Source organism: Longibaculum muris, from assembly GCF_004343035.1.
GTDB classification, from domain to species: domain Bacteria; phylum Bacillota_I; class Bacilli_A; order Erysipelotrichales; family Coprobacillaceae; genus Longibaculum; species Longibaculum muris.
The window spans coordinates 13,968-35,516 of the sequence record NZ_SMCQ01000028.1 but is presented as its reverse complement, the minus strand read 5'-3'; the positions used below and the strand labels follow the sequence as shown (position 1 = coordinate 35,516).

Genomic DNA, 21,549 nt, shown 5'->3' with positions numbered 1-21,549 from the left:
TATTTAAAAATCATTATAAAATGAAAAAGACTTTGATTAGTTCATTCTATCAAAGTTTTTTTTATTGTCTGAATAAAAATATTCATTATGATAATGTCAAGGAGGATGAGATTATGGGTTTTAGAAAAGATTTTTTATGGGGTGGAGCAATTGCTGCACATCAAGCTGAAGGTGGATGGAATAAAGGTGGAAAGGGTGTAAGTATTGCAGATGTGATGACTGCTGGAGCAAATGGTGTAGCGCGTCGTATCACTGATGGTGTTTTACCTGGAGAAAATTATCCTAATCATGAAGCTATTGATTTTTATGGACACTATAAAGAAGATATTGCACTATTTGCCAAAATGGGATTTAAATGTTTTAGAACATCTATCGCATGGACACGTATTTTTCCTAATGGTGATGAGAACAAACCAAATGAAGAAGGACTAAAATTTTATGATGATTTATTTGATGAATGTTTAAAATATGGAATTGAACCAGTGGTTACTTTATCACATTTTGAAATGCCTTATGCTTTAGTGAAAAACTATGGTGGTTTTAGAAATCGTCAATGCATTGATTTCTTTGTGAGATTTGCTGAAGTTTGCTTTAGAAGATATAAAGATAAAGTTAAATATTGGATGACTTTTAATGAGATTAATAATCAAGCCAAGTGCCAAGATGACTTTGAACCATTTACTAATTCAGGATTAATTTATCAAGAAGGTGAAGATAGAGAAGCTCTTATGTATCAAGCTGCTCATTATGAATTGGTAGCGAGTGCCAAGGCTGTTCAACTAGGGCATCGTATCAATCCACAATTTCAAATTGGTTGTATGATCGCAATGACACCAGTTTATCCTTATAGCTGTGATCCTAAAGATATGATGATGTCTGTTGATGCTATGCATAAATATTTTTGGTTTACTGATGTTCATGTAAGAGGATATTATCCTTCATATATGATGAAATTCTTTGAAAGAAAAGGTTATCATCTTGATATGACTGATGAGGATTTGCAAGAATTAAAACAAGGAACTGTGGATTATATTGGTTTTTCTTATTATATGTCTTTTGCAACACATTATAGTGGAACAAATCCAGAATTTGAATTTGATTATAAGAAGGATTTAATTAAGAATCAATATGTTGAAGCAAGTGATTGGGGTTGGCAAATTGATCCTATTGGTTTACGTTATTCACTTAATTGGTTTTATGATCATTATCAATTACCTATGTTTATTGTTGAAAATGGATTTGGGGCAATTGATCAATTAGAAGAAGATGGTAGCATTAATGATCAATATCGTATTGATTATTTAAGAGCTCATATAGAAGCCATGAAGGCAGCAGTTGATATTGATGGTGTTGATTTAATGGGATATACACCTTGGGGATGTATTGATATTGTCAGTGCAGGAACTGGAGAAATGAAAAAACGTTATGGTTTTATCTATGTTGATAAGGATAATGAAGGTCATGGAACATTACAAAGAAAGAAAAAGAAATCTTTTGATTGGTATCAACAAGTGATTAACAGCAATGGAGAAAATTTAACAGATTTAAAAAAATACTAGATATCATTCTAGTATTTTTTAGTATTGATTAAAAACATAAAATAATTTTTGAAAGAAAATATAAATACTACAAATAAATAAGAGAATTGCACAACTTAAATAAATCATTTGAAGGGGAACAAAGGCAGAAATACCACCGGCTAAAAAAGAACTGATTGGGACAATTGCCATTGCACAAGTTCCACAAATTGATTGAACACGGGAAAGATAAGTTGGTTCAATGCGTTTATATAAAGCTAAATGAACAGGATAGTTGAGGGTTCCAATCGCTCCACCCATAAAAAAGGCTACTAAAGTAAGAGCTATATATCGGAATTCACTAGGAACATTGGGCAATAAGGAATATCCAATCATTGTTATACCAACAACCATCGTACCATATACAATTAACTTTCGACCTAAGAATTTTTCCTTTAAGAAAGGTAACATAGGTGAAAAGAGGACATTACCTAGTAAAAATCCCATTGAAAATAAGGATATACCAATACTTCCCATGTGTAAGACATCTTTTACAAAAGCTGCTTCAAAGGAATTAATTGGGGTAAATAAAGCATTAGTCAAACAGAAAATAATTAATAACTTAACTAAAAATCTATCTTTTTTAACATAAGCAAAACCATCTTTTAAATCTTGGAAACATTTTGATAAAGTCATTTTATCCTCTGTAGTCACATGAATATTCTGCATTGTTAAAATAATCAATCCACATAATGCAAAACTCAAAGCATCAATGATTAAAGCTCCATGTAATCCCCAAAGCGTAATACATATAGGAGCAATAATAATGCCTAAAAAATTCGCCCCATTCACAAAACTTTCTTTTAAAGCAATTCCTAAATCTAAATGATCTTTTGAAAGAATTTTAGGATAAATACTCGCTTCAACAGGTGTTCTAAAAGCTTCAAAACTACTGTTTAAAAAAGTAATCACAAACAAATGCCAAACAGCTAAATGACCACTCATATATAAAAAAGCAATCAAAAAGACACAAAGAGCACGACCTAAATCACAAACAAACATCATCAGTTTTTCACTCACATACTGACAAATCACACCTGAAACTAAACCGATAGTTAAATTAGGAATCACATTGACACCAAAAATACTTGCGGTTAAAACCGTTGAACCTGTTACTTCATAAACTAACCAAGAAAAAGCAATTGTATCAATGCCATCACCTAAACGTGTAATGATATTAGCCAACATGACTTTTATATAATTTTTTTCTAACCATAAATCTTTATATTTTTTCATTGTCATACCTCCCTAAGACACTCTCATTATATGAAAAAGACTTAGGTTGCGACTACCAACTCTACTTTGAAAGTGTAAACTATTGGTTGCAAAAGCAAAAATGCAAAGAAATTGCATTTTAACTTAATATTTTTGATTTATCAATAACTGGTTTTTGATAGGTATTTGGATTATTTTCATCAAATTGCTTTAAAAAATCAATAACTTGATTCGTTAAATATGTTGGGGTTGAAGCACCTGAAGAAACAGCTGCCTTCTTTTTTCCTTTCAAGGTTTTCACATCTAAATCATCAATGCTTTCAATCATATAAACTTCTCTATTCTTTTTTGCAATCGATGCAAGCTTTTGGGTATTATTAGAATGAGGATCACCAACAATAAAAACAATATCAATATCTTCATCCATATTTTGAATAGCTTCTTGTCTGATTTTGGTTGCAGTACATGTTTCTTTAGCTATTTCAACATGAGGAAGTTTTTCTTTAGCATATTCACATAAATCATAGACATCATATAAAGACATTGTTGTTTGGTTGGTTATGACATAATGAATTGTTGGATCTAGGTTATCAAGATCTTCTTTTTTTGTAATTAAATGGATCTTTTGTTCATTGATAGAAATAGCACCTTCCGCTTCAGGATGACCAGCTTTACCAATATATAATATTTCATAGCCATCTTTTAATTTATCTTTAATTAAATCATGAGTCTTAATGACATCTAAACACGAAGCATCAATAACCTTTAACCCTTTTTCCTGAGCCTTTTTAAACACCTGCTCACTCGCTCCATGAGCTGTAATAATAACTGTTCCATAATCAATTTCATCTAATAACTCTAATCTTGTTTTTCCTTTTTGATCAATGGTATAAATTCCCAATTCTTCTAAAGCATTCACAATATATTGATTATGCACAATCATTCCTAAAATATAAACATCATCATCTTGACAACTTGCTTTTTTAGCAATATCAATTGCTCTAACAACACCTTTACAATAACCTCTAGGAACTATGGCTTTTACTTCCATTTCGATCACCTCACTAGCATTATACCATAATTTGTTGCTTATCAAAAATAATCTCGATATAATAATATTATCAACTAAAGGAGTTATTATGTATATACAAGAATTATCTAAAAAATTAAGAATTTCTAAAAAAGCCATTAATCTCTATGAAGAAAAAGGATTAATTCAACCACAAAAAGATAACAAAGGTTATCGTGTTTATCATAAACATGAACAACAAATGCTTTTAAGAATAAAACAATTAAGACAAATGAATTTTACAATTGCTGAAATTAAAGAAATTTTAATTGAACATCATTATGAATTATTTGAAAAGAAAAAAGCTGATTATCAAAAACAAATCTATGATATAGAAACATCTATTGATTTCATTGATTCTGTACAAGAATGTATTGAAAGACAAGAAGATATGAGTTCATTGTCTCAGGATTTAGACCAAGCCTTTAAACTGAAAGAAAGAACAACCTTTCAACGTTTTACAATTGATTTTGAAAAATTGATTTTTTGGTTAATGTTTTTAGCAGTTATGCTTGCTTCAAAATCTCAGGGACAAGATGATATTTATGAAATGATATCATCTGTGCTTGTTTTGATTTCGTTTTCGATATATGCATCACCACGTATAAAGGTATTTGCTTATCAAATTTATCAAAAATTAAAAAAATAATTGACATTCCCTAAGGGATTGGTTGTATAGTGAAGCTACAAAAGGGGGCTTTATCATGTATGTCATGTTATTGGTTATGCTTTGTATGCTTGTGATGATGGTAATCATAAGAATTATTGCGAATAGTTTGACGAAAAGACGTTTGATTTCAATGTTTGATTTTCGTTTGGCTAATGGAAAGAGTGAAATCACTGGTGAATATCGCGATGCGATTCAAGAAAAAGATATAGATGAACAAGTGATTGATGATTTAGAGATGCGTGAAGTTTTTGCTAGAGTTGATTTTACTTATAGTGATGTAGGACGAGAATATATGTATGGTAAGTTTTTTGTTAATCCTACACATCATGAGTTGTTAGAAAATACGATTGCTAGACTAGACGATCAAACAACTCTTGCTCAATCAATTTATGCTTTGTATCAATTGAGTCGTCAATATAGTGAATCTTTGAAATTATTTGAACATGAAGATATTTTTTCTTTTATTGATCGGATTGTTATTGTTACATTAATGTTGATTCCCTTTTTATTGTTTGGTTTTTACTTTGTTGTGGGAATTGATATTCTTTTATTTGTAGGTTTTTATTTTGCAACAATGATGACCACTTATGCATATTATAAGCATAAGACAGAGCATTTAATGAGTGAAGTTTTAAGTTATTGTTATTTGGTGGAATGTTTGGATCAATTGATGAAAGCACATGTTTATGCTTTAGAAGATCAACATAAAATAGCAAAAATGGTGAAAAGAGTGAAAAAGTATACGTTAATAACGCAGATGTTTCATCAGCTTGAAAAAATTGATGCTTTTTATTTCATGGAGATTATCAAAGGGATGTTCATGATTCCAGTTTTTCAATGCTTGATTTTATTTAAACATAAAGAAGAATTAGCTCAAGATGTTTTGGAAGCTTATGAATATGTTGGATGTGTAGATATGGCAATTTCAGTTATGACGCTAAGAAAAAGATATGAAACATGTATTCCAGAGTTATCATCTACACCTATTATTGCTTTTGAAGATGGTTATCATCCATTATTAGAAAATCCAGTTAAAAATAGTTTTTCAAGTGATCAATCTTGTATTATTACAGGATCAAATGCTTCAGGGAAATCAACTTTTATTAAAATGATAGGAGTTAATACTTTACTTGCAAAATCATTGCATACTTGTTTTGCAAGTCAATGGCAATATTATCCTTATCATGTATGTAGTGCAATTCATATGAAAGATGATTTAGAATCTGGTGAAAGTTATTTTGTCAAAGAAGTTAAGACTTTAAAGAAGATTATTGATATGTCAACAGCTCATCGTTGTTTAATCTTTATTGATGAAATCTTAAGAGGAACAAATGAAAAGGAAAGAGTGGCTATTTCTTATGCTATCTTAAAATATCTTTTTGAAAGTTCTTCACAAGTTTTTATTACAACTCATGATTTATCTATTATTAAAGCTTTTGCAGATATTCAAAAATATTGTTTTAATGATTATGTAAAAGATGGACAACTATGTTGTGATTATAAGATTCATGATGGGGTTTGCCAAGTTGGTAATGCGATTGCCTTGTTAAGTGTTTATGATTATCCACAAGGAATTATTGATACACTAAAAAAGCCTGATTAGGCTTTTTCTTTTGGAAACATATTTTGAAAAACAGGACTATCTTCATTAACATTTTGATCAATTTCTTCAGATACATCTTCAAAATCAAATTGTTTTACTGCTTTAACAACGCGAAAAGCTGTTTTTGCATTGTGTACAACAGGTCTTAATTGATTAACAATGGGTATAATTTGATTAACAGTATAAAGGGTTTTTTGTGCTGTTCTAATTGTTGATGACATTGATAGTTGATTTAAAGAGTATTTCATAGATTGTAAAAGTGAAGGCTTTTGCATCATTGGATACATCATCGGCATGGATTGATATGGTGGGTACTCATAAGGAATCTGTGGATATTGCGGATACATGATTAACACCTCCTATTTCAATATATGTGAAAACAAAAAGAGTGTTCATTAGAAAAAATGAAGAATATAAGCAAAGTATTTTGCTTTTTTAGACAATTTATTGTATAATCAAAAGGCTTGAAAGGAGGCGTTTTTATGAAATTATTTGAACAATATCAATTTCAACCCTTTGTGAAAGAAACAATTCAAGAGTTGAACTTTAAAAGTCCTACAAACATTCAAAAATCAGTAATACCTTTGGTTTATAAATATATTGATGTCATTGGGATTTCGCAAACTGGAACAGGGAAAACACATGCTTTTTTAATTCCAATTATGGATATGATAGATGTTGAAAAGGATTGTGTTCAAGCTGTAATTACAGCACCAACCAGAGAATTAGCATCACAAATTTATGAACATGCAAAATTATTTGTTAAACATAATCCAGATTTAAAAGTATCTTTAATTATTGGGGGAAGTGATAAACAAAAAGCAATTAACAAATTATCAACACAACCTCATATTGTGATCGGGACACCAGGAAGAATTAAAGATTTATCTTTAGATGAACAAGCTTTACGTATTACAACAGCAGATATTTTTGTTGTGGATGAAGCAGATATGACATTAGAATTTGGATATTTAGAAGATATTGATGCAGTTCTATCAAAGATGAAAGATAATCTTCAAATGATGGTCTTTTCAGCAACTATTCCACAAATGCTAAGACCATTCTTACAAAAATATATGAAAGCACCTAAGATTATTGAAATTGATGAACATTTATCAACTTCACGTAATATCTCTCACTATTTAGTTCCTACAAAACATCGTCAACGTTATGAAGTTTTAAAAGAAGTTATGTCTATTATTGATCCTTATATTTGTTTGATTTTCTGTAATAAAAGAAATGAAGTAGAGGATATTGCTCATCGTTTAAGAGAAGATGGTTATAAAGTTGGAGAAATTCATGGGAACCTTGAACCAAGAGAAAGACGTCAAATGATGAGACGTATTAAAAATATGGAGTATCAATATATTGTGGCAACGGATATTGCTGCTAGAGGGATTGATATTGATGGAGCAAGTCATATTATTAATATGGAATTTCCAACTGAATTAGATTTTTATATTCATCGTAGTGGACGTTGTGGACGTGGAAAATATACTGGTGAATGTTATAGTATGTATGATACAAGTAATCAAAGTATTGTTGAAGCATTGGAGAAAAAAGGGATTCATTTTGAAGTGAAGGAATTAAAAGGAAATCAATTTGTTGAGTCAAAAGAACGTGAAAAACGTAAATCAAGACAAAAACATCAAACTGAATTAGAACAAAAGATTTCTTCTATTGTGAGAAAACCAACAAAAGTTAAACCTGGTTATAAAAAGAAAAGAAAAAGAGTTATTGAAAAAATGGTAAAACAAGAAAAAAGAGCAATTATCAGACAAGATATTAAGCGTCAAAAGAAAGAACGAGCAAAACAAGCTCAAAGAGAAAAACGTGAAAGGGAATCACAATAATGTTAAAGATTGGTAGTCATGTCTCTTTAAAAGGGAAAGAAATGATGCTTGGCTCAGTTAAAGAAGCTTTGTCTTATGGCTCTACAACTTTCATGTTTTATACAGGTGCTCCCCAAAATACCGCACGTAAACCAATTGATCAATTGCGCGTTGATGAAGCAAAAGCATTGATGGAAGAAAATCATATCAATATCGATGATGTTGTTGTTCATGCACCTTATATCATCAATTTAGCTAATACAATTAAACCTGAAACTTATGAATTAGCTGTGAGTTTTTTAAAACAGGAAATCCAAAGATGTGAAGCAATTGGTGTATCACGACTAGTCTTACATCCAGGATCACACGTTAAAGCAGGTGATGAAGTTGGACTTCAACAAATCGTTAAAGGTTTAAATGAAGTTTTAACACCTGACCAAAGTGTACATATTGCTTTAGAAACAATGGCTGGTAAAGGAAGTGAATTAGGACGAGATTTTGATCAATTACGTTATATTATTGATAACGTTGAACATCATGAACTTTTGGGTGTATGTTTAGATACATGTCATCTTCATGATGCAGGTTATGATTTAACAAAATTTGATGAAATCTTAAATGAATTTGATGAAAAGATTGGGTTACAACGTTTGTTAGTTGTCCATGTTAATGATTCTAAAAATGAACGCGGGGCTCATAAAGATCGTCATGAAAATATTGGATATGGACATATTGGCTTTGAAACCTTAAATCATATTGTTCATCATCCTAAATTAAAAGATGTTCCTAAAATATTAGAAACACCTTATATAGGTGAACAGGCACCTTATAAAGAAGAAATTGAAATGTTTAAAAATCAAACTTTCAATAGCGGTTTAAAATAATTGTTTAATAAAACAACAACTTTTTGACAAGTGAATTCACTTGTCAATTTTTTTATATAGTTCTCTATAATAAATTGGTATTGGTCATGCACTAAAGCAAACTGATTGTTTTTAATAATAGAGAGAACCATTCTCTGTGTTTCTTCATCCATTTCAATATCAAATTCTTTTAACAGAATTTTAAAGTCTTCTAATTTTAATGCTGAAATATATTCGTTATTTTGATCTCGCATCTTTTGTTCCTCCTATCTATAGATTATGTTTTACCTAGAAAAAGAATGACTATTTTATGAGAAAAAAATGCTAAATAAAAAATTTTAGAGTCATTGACAAGTGTACTTATATAGTATATACTGTACTTGTACAATAAGTAAGATGGAGGTGCATAAGTTGGAAATTATCTTGAGCAATAGTTCTCATAAACCTATCTATGAGCAAATTACATCACAAATAAAGGCTATGATTATGAGTGGTGAATTGAAACCTAGTGATGCTTTGCCATCTATGCGCGCATTGGCAAAATCACTACATATCAGTGTGATTACTGCTCAACATGCATATGAAGACTTATCACGTGATGGTTTTATTGAAACTGTCGCTGGCAAAGGAACATTTGTATCAGCTCAAAATAAAGATTTTTTAAGAGAAGAAAATTTGCGTTTGATTGAAGAAAAGCTTGAAGAAGTTGTTGAAACAGGCAAGATGGCTGGTATTGAATTGTCACAGCTCATAGAAATATTGACGCTATTTTATAAGGGAGATTAATATGGATAAGATTTTAGAAATAAAAAATTTAAATAAAGGATTTGATGATTTTCAATTAAAAAATATTTCATTATCTGTTCCTACTGGAACAATTGTTGGATTGATTGGTGAAAATGGTACTGGGAAATCTACAATTATTAACTTGATTGAAAATTTATTAAAAGAAGATAGTGGTGAAATCTATGTTTTTGGTGAAAACATGAGAGAAAACGAGAAACGTTTAAAACAAAAAATGGGAATTATTTATGATACTTGTCATTATAATGAAAAGTTTAAATGTCAGGATATCGAAAATATGATGAAATTGGTTTATGACAATTGGGATAGCACGCTTTATAATGAATATCTTGATAAGTTTAATTTACCAAGAAATAAACGGATTGAAAAGTTTTCTAAAGGAATGAAAATGAAATTATGTTTTGCGGCTGAATTAGCTCATCACCCTCGTTTATTGATTCTTGATGAAGCAACAAGCGGACTTGATCCTATTATTCGTGATGAAATTTTAGAAATTTTACAGGAATTTATTATGGATGAAAATAATGGGGTCTTAATGTCATCTCATATAACAAGTGATTTAGATAAGATTGCTGATTATATTATTTTTATTCATGAAGGTGAAATCATGTTTACTAAATCATATGAAGATATTCATGATCATTTTGGATTGATTCATTGTGGTCAAAAAGTTTTTGAAGCAATGGATAAAAAAGATATTTTGGCTTATAAGAAAGAAGATTTTGAATATAAAGTCTTAGTTGAAGATAGAGAAAGTTTTGCTAAAATTTATCAAGATTTAGTGATTGATAAAGCAACAATCGAAGATGTGATGTTATTGTATGTAAGGGGGACAAGAATCAATGAAAGCATTAATTTATAAAGATTTATTTATTCTTAAACAAAAAGGGCAATTGTTATCACTTTTAAGCTTAGTGGTAACATCTGTTACTATTGGTTACTTTTTTCAAAATTTTTATGGCTTAGCACTTATTGTTGTTTTATCTATACCAGTTGGGGGAAGTGCCTATTTGCAAGTGGTTATGGAAAAGGAAGAAAGGACGAATTTTGAAAAAGCCTATTTATCATTACCGGTTACCAAACAAGAAGTTGTTTTAGCAAGATTTATTACGGGTTTCATCTTTCTTTTTCTCAGTATGGTTGTTGCCTTTGTGTATATGTTATTCTTTGTTTATTATTTAAAAGTTGTGTCGCTTGATGTTGGCTTAATGTTATGGGGAGCAGGAATGGTTTTTGGAACTATTTTGATGGCTTTAAATTCTGTAGGATATCATTTATTAGGTGCCAAAAAGGGGGCATTTGTATATTTGGTTTTTACAGGAGTATCCATTGCTATTTATTTGATTGCTTTCTTTGGTTTTGATATGACATCTATTCTGACAATGAAGCCAATTTATTTGTTAATGATTGGAATTGTCATTGCAATGCTTTGTTTATTGGTGGGTTACTTTGTTTCTTTAAAAATCTTACAAAGAAGATATTCATAAAAAAATGACAGGAGTTATTCTCTTGTCATTTTTATAATTTCTTCTTTTAATACATCAACAATATCATCTTGTTTTACTTTTCTAATAATTTCACCTTTTTTAATGAGTAAGCCCTCATTTACTCCCCCAGCAATACCAATATCAGCATGTTTGGCTTCACCAGGACCATTCACGGCACATCCCATTATCGCAACTGTAATATCAGCATGAATCGTATTCAAGAAGTCCTCAATTTCACTTGCAATAGGAATTAAATTGTATTGAATACGACCACAAGTTGGACATGAAATCAAGGTTGGTACATGATCAATTAATTCTAATTCTTTTAATAAAGTTTTAGCAACTTTAATTTCTTCTAAAGGATCAGCACTTAATGAAACACGGATTGTATTTCCAATACCCTGATATAATAAAGTCCCAATACCTAAACTTGATTTAATCGTTCCACCAAGCTTTGTCCCTGCTTCAGTCACTCCAATATGTAATGGACAATCAAAAGTTTGACTGGCTAAGGTATAAGCTTCAATTGTTAAAAGTGTGTTAGAAGATTTCAATGAAATCGCATAATCATGAAAATTGAGAGACTCTAAAATATCAATATGTTTTTGAGCACTTTCAATCATCCCTTGAGCTGTTGGCTTGCCATATTTTTCAAGGATTTCTTTTTCCAAAGAACCCCCATTTACTCCAATACGAATAGGAATATGTTTAGCCTTACAAGCCTCTACAACTGCTTTCACTTTTTCCATAGAACCAATATTACCAGGATTAATACGAATCTTATCTACTCCACTTTCGATCGCAATCAAAGCTAACTTATAGTTAAAATGAATATCAGCAACTAAAGGAATATGAATAGCTGATTGGATTGTCTTAATCGCATAAGCATCTTCTTCATCTAATACTGCAACCCTAATCATTTCACAACCAGCTTTTTCTAATTCTAGGATTTGTTGAATGGTTGCCTTAGTATCTTTGGTTTTGGTGTTACACATGGATTGAATGATAACATGGTTATTACCACCTAGGGTAAGATTTCCTACTTTAAAAGAACGTGTCTGATTTCTTAACATAATATTACCTCATTTCTTTATTTATTATACTTGAAAAAATAAGAATTGTATACTTAAAAGAAAAGCATATTTCTCATTAAATGAAGTGATAATTATGTTATAATAAGAAAACAAAGGGGAGATTTTGATGAATTATAGGGATTTATTAGATTTAAAGAATCAGAAATTGGTGGATGAAGTTTATGCCCATGTGAAAGATCGGGATGATGAACAAATAGATGAAGCTTATCAACAAATCAGTGAAAAAAACAATACACAATATAAAACAACTTTAAAACAAATCAATTTATATTTAGATAAAGCTTCACAAATTGCAGGTATAATTGGAATGATTATTTTTGCAATATTGTTTATTGTTTGTGGATCATTCATTTTGGCATTTTTCTTTATGTATTTAAATGTTATTTTAATTGATTCAATGCAAGGTTTATATAATTGGATATATGGTTTTGGAATGAAAGTCTATGATTTTTTATTTGCTAAAGCAATAGGAATAACTGCTTTGCAGTATCTAGGAGGAAAGACTGATCTTTCAACAACAACAGGTTTTTATATTTTAGGTTTTGCTACACTATTAATATTTTTCTTTTCAACAATCTTTATTTTGTCTTTCTTTAAAAAAGTAGAGCCAAAAAAGATTCAAGAAAAATTAAGTTTGAAAGATAGTTATCATTATTTACAAGTTGATGAAAACGATAGTTTTGCTTATATTCGTTTTCGTTTCCAAAAGAAGTTTAAACGTCGTCATCGTGATTACTTTGAACGCTATTTTCAAGCATATATTCAAATCTTTGATCATTACCAAGAGGTTCAAGGAACTTTTCAAGATTTAACAACAATTCAAAAAGTAAAAATTATTTTCTTTACAATGATTAATACAATTAAAAATGTTTTGGGTTCTTTTTCTAAACCACTTTTTGCTAGTGTTGTTTTTATTATTATTTATTGGCAAAACTTTACATATACGAATTTGTTTACTTTAGAATTATTTTTGAAAGCTTTACCATTTGGTCATTTCATGTTAGCAGTATTAAATCAATCTTATTCAATTGTATCACATACATTTTTTAAAGGTATTTTGTTATATTTTAATTTAGAGTTTGCTAAACTTCTTTCTTTTTGTATATGTCTGACTTTTGTTTGTTTCCTTTATTCCGTAATTACAAAGAAAGTTTTAGAATCATTAAGACAATATCATCGTAGAAAAAATTATTATTTGAAGATAAATCAAGGGTTATTAGAAGAAAATCATGTTTATCATAAATGTTATCGTTATTCAGTTTCTTTCTTGGTTTTTGTTGTGATGGTTTCTTCGGCAATCGGAGCTTATTATTTAAATGAAACACAATCACCATTACAATTGATGAATGCAAAAGATCGTGAAGAAGTTGTGATGAATATGGAAATACGTGATCGTATTAAAATCAAATTGAATGATTATGCTTTAAAAAATCGTCAATTATCAACGGTATGGGGAAATTTATATGCTGATGATTATGTTCAAAAAGATACTTTGAATCAATTGGCATTACCTAACAATCCTTATTTAATAACTTATACATGTTATCATGAAAAAGATGCAAATAAGTTAGTGAAATCTTTAAAAGGATTAAAGATTAAGAAAACTGAGACATTTTCTTATGGGGTTAATGAAAAAGGGTTTGTGATTAAAGATCATAATATTGTTATTGTGATGGCTAATAAGGAAAAGATTGGTGGATTAACGGCTTTGTTAAAACCATTATCAGTTGATGAAGAAAAGGAATTTATGGCATATTTAGGTTATAAAGTGAGTTAGTGCTCACTTTTTTTTAAACATTCTTGTTTGTTTGAATCTTAAAAAGAATGATGTTATGATGAAGGTAGGAAAGGATAGGGAGGTGAAGTGATATGAAACTTCATAAGAATCAAAGGGAATTAATCGGTTCTTTTCAGTATGTGATTATTTATTTGATTATTGCTTTTTTATTAGGAAGTGTACATTTTGATTTTATTTTTTCATTGCAGTTTCATTCATTGATATCTTCACTATGTTTTTATTTGGCTATAAGAATGATTTATAGGGAAAATAAGGTTTTAATTTATGGCTATGTTTTTTCAATAATTTCAATGGCTATAGCTATGATTGAATTATGTAGTCTGATTATTCCTTATACAATTCCACAAATATATATCTATTTTGGTTTAATGATTCATATGATTCAGGTTATATTGATATGTTTTGGTATGAATCAATTGATTGATAAACGTTTGTTTATATATGTAGCAATATGTTATGTATCTATGAATGTTGTGGCATTATTTGAAAATTTAGCACCAATTAATATGATTATTTATCTTCTTTTATTATTAATTTTACTATCAATGTTACTGGAGTGTTATGCTTATTTTAAAAATAAAGCGATTAAAAAAACAACTTTTCATTATCCAGCGATATTTTGTTGGGTTAGTTATTTATTGTTGACTTTAACAGTAGTTTTTATAGTGAATTTAATTTATCCTCATTTTGCTTATCAAACTCATAATTTACAATCTAAGAATTATACTCAAACATTATTAGATAAAAGTTCAAATCAATTCTTTGATGTGAAAGTTTATGACTATAACAAGTCACAATATTTAACGGCTTATCATATCAAGTTAAACAATGTTAAATCTAAACAATTAAAAGTCACAGTACAAAGAAGTTCATCTGTTCATCTTTCTTATTCACCTTGTCAGATAGTTGACTTTAAAGTGAGTGATCAACAAAAAGACTATTCTTATAAAGAAAATATCGGTAGTTACTCTTATATAAGTGATGTTATTGGTTATAAAGAATATCAATTGTTTTTAAATCCGCATATTCAACATTATGATATTTATTTTGCTTTTATTATGAATAAGAAAAATGGTGGTGAACAAATTGGATTAATGGAAGATTATATCAATATCTATTTAAATGATTATGATTTTATACCTTCCATCAATCATGATTCATATGATCAAAGAATGCCTATTTCAGTCCTTTTTGATAATGGAATGATTGATACAATGAGAATTGACTAGATGCTTGCATATTTTCATCATTTCTACATATGATGAATAGGGTGATAATTTATGATTTATATCATAACGATTATTGAATTTGTTTTAGGTGCATTAATGCATTTTGCTTATAATGTTTTTTCTAATCCTATTGTTGCAGTGATTGCACCGGTTAATGAAAGTATTTTTGAACATTTAAAACTTGTTTTATATCCGATGTTATTTGTAAGTTTGATTGTTTGGTATCGATATAAAAATAAAGATTTATCATTTTTGACTGCTATTCCTATAAGTATCATTGTAGGAATATTAAGTGTTGTTTTGATTTACTACTTTTATTATTTTGGGTTAGGAATTGAAAGTTTGTTTTTGGATATTTTCTTATTGTTGTTGAGTATTTTTATTGGAAATATGTCTTTTTATTGGGTGAGGGTACATCATATCCAATGGTCTATGAAGATAAGCTTTGCTATTATTATAATTTTGATTATATTATTTACTTTTTGGACTTTCTTTCCACCAGATTTACCATTATTTATTGATTATAGTATGTAAAAAGAGCAGTTCAAACGAGCTGCTCTAAATAATTTCTTCAAATTCATTTAAAATATTTTCAAAATAATGGAATGCATCATCATACAATTGATCATCTATTGGATCAACCAAAGCATCTTTCAATAAATCTACAGGATCCTTACTGCCACCAGCTTTTAAGAAGTTAAGATAAGCTTCTTTTTGTTTTTCATCACCATTTAAAATACGAGAAACAATAGCCAAAGCAACAGTCATCCCTAAAGTATATTTATAAACGTAATAGTTATAATAGAAATGAGGAATATAGAAACAAGAATATCCAACATATTCATCCATTGTAACATCTTTTCCAAAATATTCAGCATTCTTTTGATAATATAAATCCGTAATCATTTGAGCTGACATTGGTTTCCCTTCTTGCGCCCAAGTGTGTAAAATATGTTCAAAATCAGCATACATAGGTTGTCTAAAGATCAAACCAACACAATTTTCTAATAATTCATACAAGAAATAGGCCTTTTCTTCCTGAGATGTTGCATGTTCTAGCATGTAATGAATTAAAAGTGTTTCATTAACTGTGGAAGCAACTTCCGCTACAAAGATACGATAATCACAATTCACTGGTGATTGATTATGACATGATAAATAGGTATGAGCACTATGACCTAACTCATGAATCATTGTTGATAAAGAATTATAATCACCAATAAAGTTCATAAGAATATAAGGTTTTGTATCATAACATCCACTAGAATAAGCACCAATACGTTTACCACTATGTGGATAATAATCAATCCAACGTTCATCACGAGCTTTTTGAATAATCTTAACATAGTCATCACCAAATATTTTGACAACATCTAAAATGATATCAAAACATTCTTCAATTGTATATTTTTTAGTTTCATATTCAATTAAAGGAACGCTTAAATCGTAATTATACATTGTCTCTAAATTAAGTTTTTTCTTTTTTAAAGCATTATAACGATGAAATAATGGACGATATTGTTGATTAGCTTTATCTAAGATCTTAAAAAATAATGATGTGGGCACATTATCATCAAATAGACTTGCTTCTAATGGATTAGCAAATTTTTTAACATCTGCATAAAAAGCATCTTTTTTCATAACTCCAGAGAGTGTTGTGGCAAAAACATTTTCAAATCTTTTATATTCTTTAAAGAAATGATGATATGCTTCTTTTCTAACTTCAGGATTCTTATTTTTAAGAAATTCAGTCAGTGTTGCACTATTTAAAAACTTTTCTTCGCCATCTACATGCACAGGTTCATAATCTAAACGCAAAGCATCAAAAACTTGTGATGAAATATCAGAAATAGAAGATGTCTTAGAAACAAGAGTTTCCATTTCCTGTGATAAAACATGTTTCTTTTGACGTAATATCTCTTGGATAGAATAACGATAATCAGCTAATCTTTCATCTTTTAAGTAGTCTGTAATGATGTCACTATGATCTATCATCATAACAGTATAAAAATCTAGGGTTGAAGAAACTTGGTCATAAAATGATAAAATAGCTGCATACATTGTTTGATAATCTTGTTCATTTGGTTGAACATCACAATGTAAATGCGCAAAACAATGTAATTTTTGAATATAGCGAGAAAGCTTGATATAATCTTCATGAAATTTTAGAAAGCTATCTACATCATTTAAAAATATATCCTTTTGTTGATAAATGACTTGTAATAAATCTTTAGCTTTTTGTAAATCTGTATAAAATTCTTGATTTGTTTGATAAATGTAAGATAAATCCCATGTATCTTTTGTTTGAATACTTGATCTTTCCATAATATCCTCCTTATACTTTTATATGATAGGTCTTTTCAAAATCTTTGTCAATTCATTCGTTATTTTAAGATGTTATGAGATAAAAAAACTTCAATAAGTATTGAAGATAGTTAAATAAAAACATAATGTAATAAGACTAAGTAAAGGAGCCATAACAAAGCGTTTTTCTTGATCATGAGAATACCAATAAAATAGTGTTACAATGGATAAAAAGATGCTTAAAAAAATACATAAAACTTGAATCAAAAAAACTGGTAAAATAAAAGCAATGATATGTCCAGCTTGTAAAAGAGTTAACATTGCACACAATTGTATAATAAAAGCAAATAGACAATTCTTTTTTATAGATAAAAATGGATATTGATAATCTAACATAAATTTACTTAAAGGATAGCCTAATATATTCATAAAAGTAATCACGGCAACATAAACTAATAAAAAAGCTCCAATTAAACTACAAACCATATATATCACCCCTTACGACATCATAACATAAGAGGAATAAAACATTTGTCAAAATAAAAAACTCTATCACACATTAAGCGATAGAGTTTACTAATTTAGCTAATCTAGATTTTTGTCTGCTAGCATAGTTCTTATGATGAATTCCTTTGCTTACTGAAGCATCTAATTTAGATGCAGCAACATTGTAAGCAGCGATAGCAGCTTCTTTATTTCCAGCTTCAACTTCAGCTCTTACTTTTTTGATTGCTGTTTTTAAAGCACTTTTATAAGAATTGTTGATTGCACGTTTTTTGTTATCATTTTTATAACGTTTGATTTGTTGTTTCATGTTTGCCATTGTTCTTTCACCTCGCTTTTGTCTTTCGCCATGTTATTCTATCAAAAATAGACGATAAATGCAATGTTTTATTGTGAAATGATTATATTTTTTTAATTTGTCAATGATTAATGTGGTGAGAATATGAAAAAATATTATACGCGAAGTGATTTAGCGATTGAATCTTTGGTTCATGCAACAAAAGATAAAGATTATAAACATTATGAAAAAAAAGATGGAAATGTCTCGATTGAAACATTTGAAATTCTACAAACAAGTGAACTTTATCCCCATGAAGTCGGACAATATGTAGAAATTAGTTTTCCTGATTATGAAGAAATGTCAACCATTTCTCAACACTTTGAACGCCAATTAACAAGCTTTATCAAAAGTAAAACAAATAAAATTGATCCACTTTTATTATTTGTAGGTTTAGGCAATGACACCTTAACAAGTGATGCAATAGGACCACGTACAATTAAATATTTACGTTCTACCCATCATTATCCATTAGACGAAAGACATCAAAATCAATACTATGATTGTATGTGTATTGCTCCAGGAGTTATGGCACACACGGGAATGGAAACAGCCGATATTGTCCATTGCTTAGTTCAAGAATTTCATCCTGATGTCATTATTGCAATAGATGCATTATGTGCTCAAAGTTATGAGAAAATCTGTCATGTTATTCAGATGAATAATGTAGGTATTTATCCAGGCAGTGGAATTGGGAATCATCGTAAAAGTATTAGTGAATCTTCAATGGGGGTTCCGGTGATTGCCATTGGTGTTCCAACTGTTATTCATGTCTCTAGTTTGGTAAGTGATGTTTATAATTTATTAGAAGGCTATTTTAAGGAATCACTAGATCCTTCCTCAGCTTTAAAGGTAGGAAAAAGGAAAAGATATGAAGGACGATTAAATGAAGTACAAAGACGTTTGATTTTAGGTGAAATCGGACAATTGGATGAACAAAAGCGTATTCAATTATTAAATGAAGTTTTAAACCCAATAGAAAATCAATTTGTGATGAGTGATAAACAAATTGATTTTGATATTGAAATGTTATCTAAACTTTTATCTTCTAGTATTAATCATTTAAGATATTAAAATAATCATAACAAAGGGTACTAAATGTACCTTTTTTTGCATATGATTTGATGTATAGTCAAAGGAGGAAGAGAGAATGAATAATAATTTCAAGATTGTGTTAAAGATTATTATTGTAATAGTGATTTTACTCAATCTTCCTTTTCAAAAAGTGTTTAGTGAGAATATTGAAAATGTTGCTGCGTCACTTTCAGCTACCGATGTTCAAAAACAACAAAATGGAAAATCAATATATATTTATAACACACATCAAGGGGAAGAATATGCAAGTCAGTCAGTTAAAGAAGGGAGCCGATATTTAATGCAATTGTTACAGAATAAAGGATATGATGTGAATTATGAAACAACGGATTTTGAACTATATAAAACTAAGAATCATATCGATTATGCTTATTCCTATACAGTTTCTAAAAAATATTTGAATAAAGCTTTATCGAAACATGGTGAATATGATTTGGTCATTGATTTTCATCGTGATTCAATTAAAAAATCTTTATCAACAATTACTGTTGATCATAAAAATTACGCAAAATTAATGTTTGTTGTTGGAAAAGGCAGTGAACATTATCCAGCAGTAAAGAAACGTTGTGAAAAATTATCATCTATGCTTAATCAAAAGATTCCTAAAATATGTCGAGGAGTTTATATAAAACAAAGTCATTATAATCAAGGAACAACTGATAATATGATGTTAATTGAAGTTGGAGCAAATCAAAACACATTTGAAGAAGTACAAAATTCATTAAATATTTTAGCTTTGGTATTGGATGAGTATTTAAGTGCATGAAACAGTTTCTTATTGATTTGGGTCTGGTACTTTTATTAATGTGTATAATTGCTTTATTCTTTGATAATCAAGAAGTTTCTAAGACAATGTTTCAAAGATCAATTGATCAGTTTGAAGAAACTGTTTCTTCAAAAGAAATAAGTGAAAACCAATATATTACTTTACAAGATTCATCGGATAATCATGTTTCATCTTTGATGAAAAAAATGAGTGATGGGTGTGTTTCTATTATTGAATTTGTTGCGACAATTTTCTCTGATTTTATTAGTATGATATTGATGGTTATGGTATACTAATAAGGAAAGAGAGTTGAAAAGCATGAAAGAAGAAAGAATTGTATTTATGGGAACAGCATCTTTTTCCTTAGCTGTTTTAAAGATGTTGATTGAAGAAAAATATAATGTTGTGGGAGTTGTTTCACAACCTGATCGTTATGTTGGTAGAAAAAAAGTATTAACGATGCCTGATGTGAAAGTAGAAGCATTAAAATATGATATTCCAGTGATTCAACCAGTTAAGATTAAAGAAGATTATCAGGCAATTCTTGATTTAAAGCCTGATTTAATTATTACTGCAGCTTATGGACAAATTGTTCCTCAAGCAATCTTAGAAGCACCACGTCTAGGATGCGTCAATGTCCATGCTTCATTATTACCACTTTATCGTGGCGGAGCACCTGTTCATCAATGTATTATTGATGGTCAAGAAAAAACCGGTGTAACAATTATGTATATGGTAAAGAAGATGGATGCAGGTCATATCATTAGTCAAAAAGAAACACCGATTTTATATGATGATACAGTGGGTATTTTATATGATCGTCTAAGTGTCCTTGGAGCAGATTTATTAAAAGAAACACTACCTTCTATTTTAGCAGGAACGAATGCAAGCATTCCTCAAGATGAGTCATTGGTGACTTATGCACCGACTTTATCAAGAGAAGATGAGCGTTTAAATTGGCATATGACAGCTTTACAAGTATACAATAAAGTACGTGGAACAAACCCATGGCCAGGAAGTTATACAACTTATCTTGGGAAAACAGTGAAAATCTGGGCTGGTCAAGTACATCAATGTGAAAATGCAATGAAGCATCATGCTCATCAAGAGAGTGGAACAATTGTGAAAATATTTAAGGATGCGATTGGTGTGAAAGTTGATGATGGAGTATTTTTAATTACTGAATTTCAATTAGAAGGTAAAAAAAGAATGTCTGTTAAGGATTATTTGAATGGACATAATATTTTTGAAGTTGATAGTCAATTTGAGTAAAGCAATCTTAGTTAAACTAAGGTTGTTTTT

Annotated in this window: 23 protein-coding genes; 15 read left to right on the top strand and 8 right to left on the bottom strand. The window is 29.3% G+C overall.

Annotation, left to right across the window (positions count from 1 at the left end; translation table 11 throughout):
* Nucleotides 1–113 precede the first annotated feature (113 nt).
* Entirely contained in the window at nt 114–1,559 is a 1,446-nt protein-coding gene (locus EDD60_RS14050) for a 6-phospho-beta-glucosidase (RefSeq protein WP_165973154.1), read from the top strand.
* 18 nt (nt 1,560–1,577) lie between these two features.
* On the opposite strand, the gene EDD60_RS14045 is transcribed toward EDD60_RS14050, so the two are convergent.
* Together EDD60_RS14045 and EDD60_RS14040 are read right to left on the bottom strand one after the other, a co-directional pair.
* Nucleotides 1,578–2,813 (bottom strand): MFS transporter, encoded by a 1,236-nt coding sequence (locus EDD60_RS14045; protein WP_066446673.1) that lies wholly within the window; start codon nt 2,811–2,813, stop codon nt 1,578–1,580.
* 118 nt (nt 2,814–2,931) lie between these two features.
* Nucleotides 2,932–3,843 carry a 4-hydroxy-3-methylbut-2-enyl diphosphate reductase gene (locus EDD60_RS14040; RefSeq protein ID WP_066446675.1) on the bottom strand — a complete coding sequence of 304 codons (912 nt, stop codon included), beginning with the start codon at nt 3,841–3,843 and terminating at the stop codon, nt 2,932–2,934.
* A gap of 88 nt (nt 3,844–3,931) precedes the next feature.
* On the opposite strand from EDD60_RS14040, the gene EDD60_RS14035 reads away from it, so the two are divergent.
* Nucleotides 3,932–4,510, top strand: a complete 579-nt coding sequence (locus EDD60_RS14035; protein ID WP_066446677.1) for a MerR family transcriptional regulator — start codon at nt 3,932–3,934, stop codon at nt 4,508–4,510.
* A gap of 55 nt (nt 4,511–4,565) precedes the next feature.
* Nucleotides 4,566–6,134, top strand: coding sequence for a MutS-related protein (locus tag EDD60_RS14030; protein WP_066446678.1), 1,569 nt, complete (start codon nt 4,566–4,568; stop codon nt 6,132–6,134).
* On the opposite strand, the gene EDD60_RS14025 is transcribed toward EDD60_RS14030, so the two are convergent.
* Nucleotides 6,131–6,481 (bottom strand): hypothetical protein, encoded by a 351-nt coding sequence (locus tag EDD60_RS14025; RefSeq protein WP_066446681.1) that lies wholly within the window; start codon nt 6,479–6,481, stop codon nt 6,131–6,133. The two genes, EDD60_RS14030 and EDD60_RS14025, sit on opposite strands and share 4 nt — an antisense overlap.
* Nucleotides 6,482–6,616: 135 nt before the next feature.
* Here EDD60_RS14025 and EDD60_RS14020 point away from each other — a divergent pair, with 135 nt between their 5' ends.
* On the top strand, nt 6,617–7,987 hold the full coding sequence (locus EDD60_RS14020) for a DEAD/DEAH box helicase (protein ID WP_066446684.1): 1,371 nt from the start codon (nt 6,617–6,619) through the stop codon (nt 7,985–7,987).
* Entirely contained in the window at nt 7,987–8,850 is an 864-nt protein-coding gene (locus EDD60_RS14015) for a deoxyribonuclease IV (RefSeq protein ID WP_066446687.1), read from the top strand. Before EDD60_RS14020 ends, EDD60_RS14015 begins: the two co-directional genes overlap by 1 nt.
* On the opposite strand, the gene EDD60_RS14010 is transcribed toward EDD60_RS14015, so the two are convergent.
* Nucleotides 8,823–9,083 carry a hypothetical protein gene (locus EDD60_RS14010; protein WP_066446689.1) on the bottom strand — a complete coding sequence of 87 codons (261 nt, stop codon included), beginning with the start codon at nt 9,081–9,083 and terminating at the stop codon, nt 8,823–8,825. The genes EDD60_RS14015 and EDD60_RS14010 overlap by 28 nt on opposite strands.
* Nucleotides 9,084–9,240: 157 nt before the next feature.
* On the opposite strand from EDD60_RS14010, the gene EDD60_RS14005 reads away from it, so the two are divergent.
* The 3 genes from EDD60_RS14005 to EDD60_RS13995 are packed head-to-tail and all read left to right on the top strand — an operon-like array spanning nt 9,241 to nt 11,120.
* The gene (locus tag EDD60_RS14005; RefSeq protein WP_066446691.1) at nt 9,241–9,615 is read left to right on the top strand and encodes a GntR family transcriptional regulator; all 375 of its coding nucleotides are present in this window, start codon (nt 9,241–9,243) and stop codon (nt 9,613–9,615) included.
* Between the two features lies 1 nt (nt 9,616).
* The gene (locus tag EDD60_RS14000) at nt 9,617–10,495 is read left to right on the top strand and encodes an ABC transporter ATP-binding protein (RefSeq protein WP_066446693.1); all 879 of its coding nucleotides are present in this window, start codon (nt 9,617–9,619) and stop codon (nt 10,493–10,495) included.
* Nucleotides 10,476–11,120 (top strand): ABC-2 transporter permease, encoded by a 645-nt coding sequence (locus tag EDD60_RS13995; RefSeq protein ID WP_066446696.1) that lies wholly within the window; start codon nt 10,476–10,478, stop codon nt 11,118–11,120. Before EDD60_RS14000 ends, EDD60_RS13995 begins: the two co-directional genes overlap by 20 nt.
* Nucleotides 11,121–11,134: 14 nt before the next feature.
* Here the strand turns inward: EDD60_RS13995 and ispG are convergent, their stop codons facing one another.
* A complete protein-coding gene (ispG, locus tag EDD60_RS13990) occupies nt 11,135–12,193 on the bottom strand; it encodes a flavodoxin-dependent (E)-4-hydroxy-3-methylbut-2-enyl-diphosphate synthase (protein WP_066446699.1) in 1,059 nt (352 codons plus the stop codon).
* Between the two features lie 127 nt (nt 12,194–12,320).
* Between ispG and EDD60_RS13985 the strand changes: the two genes are divergently transcribed.
* The 3 genes from EDD60_RS13985 to EDD60_RS13975 all read left to right on the top strand — a co-directional run bounded on the left by EDD60_RS13985 (nt 12,321) and on the right by EDD60_RS13975 (nt 15,775).
* Nucleotides 12,321–13,991, top strand: a complete 1,671-nt coding sequence (locus EDD60_RS13985; RefSeq protein ID WP_132226509.1) for a hypothetical protein — start codon at nt 12,321–12,323, stop codon at nt 13,989–13,991.
* A gap of 92 nt (nt 13,992–14,083) precedes the next feature.
* Nucleotides 14,084–15,241, top strand: a complete 1,158-nt coding sequence (locus EDD60_RS13980; RefSeq protein WP_132226508.1) for a hypothetical protein — start codon at nt 14,084–14,086, stop codon at nt 15,239–15,241.
* A 51-nt stretch (nt 15,242–15,292) separates the two neighbouring features.
* The gene (locus EDD60_RS13975) at nt 15,293–15,775 is read left to right on the top strand and encodes a DUF6512 family protein (RefSeq protein ID WP_066446705.1); all 483 of its coding nucleotides are present in this window, start codon (nt 15,293–15,295) and stop codon (nt 15,773–15,775) included.
* Between the two features lie 24 nt (nt 15,776–15,799).
* Here EDD60_RS13975 and pepF read toward each other — a convergent pair whose 3' ends face one another.
* The 3 genes from pepF to rpsT all read right to left on the bottom strand — a co-directional run bounded on the left by pepF (nt 15,800) and on the right by rpsT (nt 18,368).
* Nucleotides 15,800–17,566 carry an oligoendopeptidase F gene (gene pepF, locus EDD60_RS13970; protein ID WP_066446708.1) on the bottom strand — a complete coding sequence of 589 codons (1,767 nt, stop codon included), beginning with the start codon at nt 17,564–17,566 and terminating at the stop codon, nt 15,800–15,802.
* 90 nt (nt 17,567–17,656) lie between these two features.
* Nucleotides 17,657–18,031, bottom strand: a complete 375-nt coding sequence (locus tag EDD60_RS13965; protein WP_066446711.1) for a hypothetical protein — start codon at nt 18,029–18,031, stop codon at nt 17,657–17,659.
* A gap of 73 nt (nt 18,032–18,104) precedes the next feature.
* Nucleotides 18,105–18,368 carry a 30S ribosomal protein S20 gene (rpsT, locus tag EDD60_RS13960; protein WP_066446713.1) on the bottom strand — a complete coding sequence of 88 codons (264 nt, stop codon included), beginning with the start codon at nt 18,366–18,368 and terminating at the stop codon, nt 18,105–18,107.
* A 123-nt stretch (nt 18,369–18,491) separates the two neighbouring features.
* Between rpsT and gpr the strand changes: the two genes are divergently transcribed.
* The 4 genes from gpr (at nt 18,492) to fmt (ending at nt 21,519) form a co-directional block, all read left to right on the top strand.
* Nucleotides 18,492–19,460 carry a GPR endopeptidase gene (gpr, locus tag EDD60_RS13955; RefSeq protein ID WP_066446715.1) on the top strand — a complete coding sequence of 323 codons (969 nt, stop codon included), beginning with the start codon at nt 18,492–18,494 and terminating at the stop codon, nt 19,458–19,460.
* A gap of 76 nt (nt 19,461–19,536) precedes the next feature.
* Entirely contained in the window at nt 19,537–20,247 is a 711-nt protein-coding gene (gene spoIIP, locus EDD60_RS13950) for a stage II sporulation protein P (protein WP_066446717.1), read from the top strand.
* The gene (locus EDD60_RS13945) at nt 20,244–20,543 is read left to right on the top strand and encodes a hypothetical protein (protein WP_066446719.1); all 300 of its coding nucleotides are present in this window, start codon (nt 20,244–20,246) and stop codon (nt 20,541–20,543) included. Before spoIIP ends, EDD60_RS13945 begins: the two co-directional genes overlap by 4 nt.
* Nucleotides 20,544–20,565: 22 nt before the next feature.
* Nucleotides 20,566–21,519 carry a methionyl-tRNA formyltransferase gene (gene fmt / locus EDD60_RS13940; protein WP_066446727.1) on the top strand — a complete coding sequence of 318 codons (954 nt, stop codon included), beginning with the start codon at nt 20,566–20,568 and terminating at the stop codon, nt 21,517–21,519.
* The last annotated feature ends 30 nt before the right edge of the window (nt 21,520–21,549 follow it).

Excerpts from the sequence above, each read along its gene's own strand:
- EDD60_RS14050 (WP_165973154.1), top strand. The coding sequence starts at position 114 with ATGGGTTTTAGAAAAGATTTTTTATGGGGTGGAGCAATTGCTGCACAT.
- EDD60_RS14045 (WP_066446673.1), bottom strand. The coding sequence starts at position 2,813 with ATGAAAAAATATAAAGATTTATGGTTAGAAAAAAATTATATAAAAGTC.
- EDD60_RS14040 (WP_066446675.1), bottom strand. The coding sequence starts at position 3,843 with ATGGAAGTAAAAGCCATAGTTCCTAGAGGTTATTGTAAAGGTGTTGTT.
- EDD60_RS14035 (WP_066446677.1), top strand. The coding sequence starts at position 3,932 with ATGTATATACAAGAATTATCTAAAAAATTAAGAATTTCTAAAAAAGCC.
- EDD60_RS14030 (WP_066446678.1), top strand. The coding sequence starts at position 4,566 with ATGTATGTCATGTTATTGGTTATGCTTTGTATGCTTGTGATGATGGTA.
- EDD60_RS14025 (WP_066446681.1), bottom strand. The coding sequence starts at position 6,481 with ATGTATCCGCAATATCCACAGATTCCTTATGAGTACCCACCATATCAA.
- EDD60_RS14020 (WP_066446684.1), top strand. The coding sequence starts at position 6,617 with ATGAAATTATTTGAACAATATCAATTTCAACCCTTTGTGAAAGAAACA.
- EDD60_RS14015 (WP_066446687.1), top strand. The coding sequence starts at position 7,987 with ATGTTAAAGATTGGTAGTCATGTCTCTTTAAAAGGGAAAGAAATGATG.
- EDD60_RS14010 (WP_066446689.1), bottom strand. The coding sequence starts at position 9,083 with ATGCGAGATCAAAATAACGAATATATTTCAGCATTAAAATTAGAAGAC.
- EDD60_RS14000 (WP_066446693.1), top strand. The coding sequence starts at position 9,617 with ATGGATAAGATTTTAGAAATAAAAAATTTAAATAAAGGATTTGATGAT.
- EDD60_RS13995 (WP_066446696.1), top strand. The coding sequence starts at position 10,476 with ATGAAAGCATTAATTTATAAAGATTTATTTATTCTTAAACAAAAAGGG.
- ispG (WP_066446699.1), bottom strand. The coding sequence starts at position 12,193 with ATGTTAAGAAATCAGACACGTTCTTTTAAAGTAGGAAATCTTACCCTA.
- EDD60_RS13985 (WP_132226509.1), top strand. The coding sequence starts at position 12,321 with ATGAATTATAGGGATTTATTAGATTTAAAGAATCAGAAATTGGTGGAT.
- EDD60_RS13980 (WP_132226508.1), top strand. The coding sequence starts at position 14,084 with ATGAAACTTCATAAGAATCAAAGGGAATTAATCGGTTCTTTTCAGTAT.
- EDD60_RS13975 (WP_066446705.1), top strand. The coding sequence starts at position 15,293 with ATGATTTATATCATAACGATTATTGAATTTGTTTTAGGTGCATTAATG.
- pepF (WP_066446708.1), bottom strand. The coding sequence starts at position 17,566 with ATGGAAAGATCAAGTATTCAAACAAAAGATACATGGGATTTATCTTAC.
- EDD60_RS13965 (WP_066446711.1), bottom strand. The coding sequence starts at position 18,031 with ATGGTTTGTAGTTTAATTGGAGCTTTTTTATTAGTTTATGTTGCCGTG.
- rpsT (WP_066446713.1), bottom strand. The coding sequence starts at position 18,368 with ATGGCAAACATGAAACAACAAATCAAACGTTATAAAAATGATAACAAA.
- gpr (WP_066446715.1), top strand. The coding sequence starts at position 18,492 with ATGAAAAAATATTATACGCGAAGTGATTTAGCGATTGAATCTTTGGTT.
- spoIIP (WP_066446717.1), top strand. The coding sequence starts at position 19,537 with ATGAATAATAATTTCAAGATTGTGTTAAAGATTATTATTGTAATAGTG.
- EDD60_RS13945 (WP_066446719.1), top strand. The coding sequence starts at position 20,244 with ATGAAACAGTTTCTTATTGATTTGGGTCTGGTACTTTTATTAATGTGT.
- fmt (WP_066446727.1), top strand. The coding sequence starts at position 20,566 with ATGAAAGAAGAAAGAATTGTATTTATGGGAACAGCATCTTTTTCCTTA.